The sequence below is a fragment of the Bartonella sp. AP21QHHD genome (genome assembly GCF_042196205.1).
Lineage (GTDB): Bacteria > Pseudomonadota > Alphaproteobacteria > Rhizobiales > Rhizobiaceae > Bartonella.
On record NZ_JBHIPT010000106.1, the window covers coordinates 1 to 2780 of the forward strand.

Annotated in this window: 4 protein-coding genes; all 4 read left to right on the forward strand. The window is 39.9% G+C overall.

Features of this window, described 5'->3' with window-relative positions; translation table 11 throughout:
- Positions 1-328: VENN motif pre-toxin domain-containing protein (locus tag ACFIMC_RS06590; RefSeq protein WP_375685714.1), on the forward strand; the 328-nt coding region annotated here is incomplete at its 5' end.
- 28 nt (positions 329-356) lie between these two features.
- Positions 357-1463: an HNH/ENDO VII family nuclease gene (locus ACFIMC_RS06595; protein WP_375685716.1), complete on the forward strand. Its 1107-nt coding sequence runs from the start codon at positions 357-359 to the stop codon at positions 1461-1463.
- 62 nt (positions 1464-1525) lie between these two features.
- On the forward strand, positions 1526-2107 hold the full coding sequence (locus tag ACFIMC_RS06600; RefSeq protein ID WP_375612460.1) for an SMI1/KNR4 family protein: 582 nt from the start codon (positions 1526-1528) through the stop codon (positions 2105-2107).
- A 52-nt stretch (positions 2108-2159) separates the two neighbouring features.
- Positions 2160-2741 carry an SMI1/KNR4 family protein gene (locus ACFIMC_RS06605; protein ID WP_375680816.1) on the forward strand — a complete coding sequence of 194 codons (582 nt, stop codon included), beginning with the start codon at positions 2160-2162 and terminating at the stop codon, positions 2739-2741.
- Positions 2742-2780: the final 39 nt, after the last annotated feature.

Sequence of the window (2780 nt, forward strand, 5' to 3'; positions counted from 1 at the left end):
AGCCGGTGCTGTGGGGGGTGCTGTGGGCGAAGCCACTGCTATGCTCCAGTTTCAATTGTGGGTGCAAGGCATTGTGAAAGAGGAAATGGGGGATCTAAACGGTCGCACCCCAACTCCGGAAGAGGAAGCGCGTATAAACGCAAAGATTGATGCGCAGTTTGCTGACTTTAGAGACCACACCATTGATGTTGCACGGGCTGCTGGGGGCGTTGCTGCTGCCCTTGCCGGTGGCAATGTTGATGCCGGCGCTGATGCCGCTGGTAATGCCGCTGCAAATAACTACCTCAGCAGTGCGCAACAAGCTCAGATGGAGAAAGANTGCAAATAACTACCTCAGCAGTGCGCAACAAGCTCAGATGAAGAAAGAGTTAGAAGAGTGCCCTGATGATCAGTGTCGAAGAGATGTTAACGAAAAATGGTTCGAGATTGATGAACAACAAGATAGAACTTTTTCGACAGGAATTATGACTGGTCTCATTGCCGATATACCAATCAAGCTATACGAGTTAGCTGATGGCGCTGTGAAGAACATGATGTTACAAATGATAATATTTGCTAGCAATCCACGGGGGGGCGTTGAAAAGAGTTTTAAAGACATTGGAACAGGAGCGTCTTGGGTCGTGAGTGGACATGTGATTGATGATGTCTGGGAAGGTGCTGGTCAATTCTGGGGAGGTGTTGAGGATTCCTTTATAGGGGATATAGATTACGTAAAAGAGAATATTGAAAAAGCGGGAGTTGACGGAGCTTTTAATGCTGGTTTTGAAAGTGGAAGATTATCAGCCGGAGTATTAGAAAACTTTGCTGGAGGAGCTGGAGCAGCCAAGGGAGCTATAAATCTTGGCAACAAGGCTGTGATCAAGTTCATTGCTAGGAAAGATTTTGCCCAATTCGCTTCCAAGAAAAATCTTGCCAAACTTGCAGCTCAGGGAGATCCTGACAAACTTGCGGCGAAGAAAGAACTAACTAAACTTGCTGCTAAAGAAAAAAAGCTTTGGTTAAAAAAGAAACCCACTAAATTTACCGATAGCAAATTTGGACAGACAAACAAAGCCTATCAGAGAGACGATTTGTTTGATCCTAACAAAATTGTTAGTTGGACAGTAAAAGGGGAAGAAGTATGGGGCACCAATGTTGAAAGAATGGAAGCAGGAAGAGCACCTATGGGGTTTGATGGCAAGCCTGTTGAGTTGCATCATCTATCGCAAACGCCTGAGGGGCCCATAGCAGAAATTGGTAGTAAAGATCATAACAAATATACTTCCGTGATTCACGCTAATCCAAAAACACATCAATCGCTTATAGAGAGAAAAAAGTTTGGTAAGTGGAGAGAGGAATATTGGAAGGAACGCGCTAAAGGTTATAGAGAACAAAAAAACAGTAATTTAGGAGGAATAATTGATATGAAATGGAGTATCATAGGGATAGATTTTGACAGATGGGGACAGGAGCATCGGCAATAATGCTCTACGGTTGATGAAAAGAGAAAAAAGAAACTTATAGAATAATTTATGGAGAATAATTGATGAAAACCTATACCTTAGATGATGTTGCAGTATTAATTGATAAAGTGAATAAATATGATGATGAGATTATCAATTTTGGTACTGCAAAAAATGCAGTTGATGATCTTGTAATTGAAAAGGCGGAGAAAACTCTCGGCTTACAATTCACATCGTCTTACAAGAGTTTTTTAAAAAATTACAAAGGAGGGGAAATTGGTGGTGAAGAAATCTTTAGTCTTTATAAGGAGTGTGGGGAAGGTGTTCCTGTTGGTGATATTGTTTACCGAAACTTACTCGATAGAAAAGATGGTTTTGCGACACCAGAACAGCTTATCGTTTGTGATGCTGATTTTGATGAAACCTTTTATTTTGATTATACGCAGTTTAGGGATGGTGAATGCCCACTCTATGTCAGGTTTCCATTGGGCGATTGCGAATATTACGCCAGTGATTTTTATGAGTTCCTTTGCAAACGGATTATAGTACACGCGGGAGAAGAGATACCTGATGGTGATCAACCAATTGAAAAGACTGAGAACACTCCCACTCCGCAACCTATCCCTTTTTACAAGAGTTTTTGGAAAAAACTATGGAAGAGGTGAAATTGATAGAGGAAATATGGAGCGTTTATAACGCACGTTTTGAGGATCATCTATGAAAACCTATACCTTAGATGATGTTATAGAATTAGTTGATAAAGTTGATAAATATGATAGTGATATTGTCAGTTTTGGGACTGCAGAAAATGCTGTCGATGATATATGGATTGAAAAGGCGGAGAAAGCTCTCGGTTTGCAATTCACATCTTCTTATAAAAGTTTTTTAAAAAATTATAAAGGGGGAGATATTGGTGGTGATGAAATCTATAGTCTTTATGAAGATTGTGTAGATTTTCCTTTTAATGATATTGTTTGTCAAAACTTAAATTATTATAGAAAACGTGGTTTTGCAACATCAGAACAGCTTGTCGTGAGTAGTACTGATTTTGGTGAAACCTTTTACTTTGATTATACGCAGTTTCGGGATGGAGAATGCCCACTTTATGTCATGCTTCCATCTGAAGATTGCGAATATTACGCCAGTAATTTTTATGAATTCCTTTGCAAAAGAATTAAAGAAAGCGTGGGAGTTGAGATACCTGATGGTGATCAACCAATTGAAAAGATTGAGAACACTCCCACTCCGCAACCTATACCTTTTTACAAGAGCTTTTGGAAAAAACTATGGAAGAGGTGAAATTGATAGAGGAAATATGAAGCGTTTATAACGCAAGTT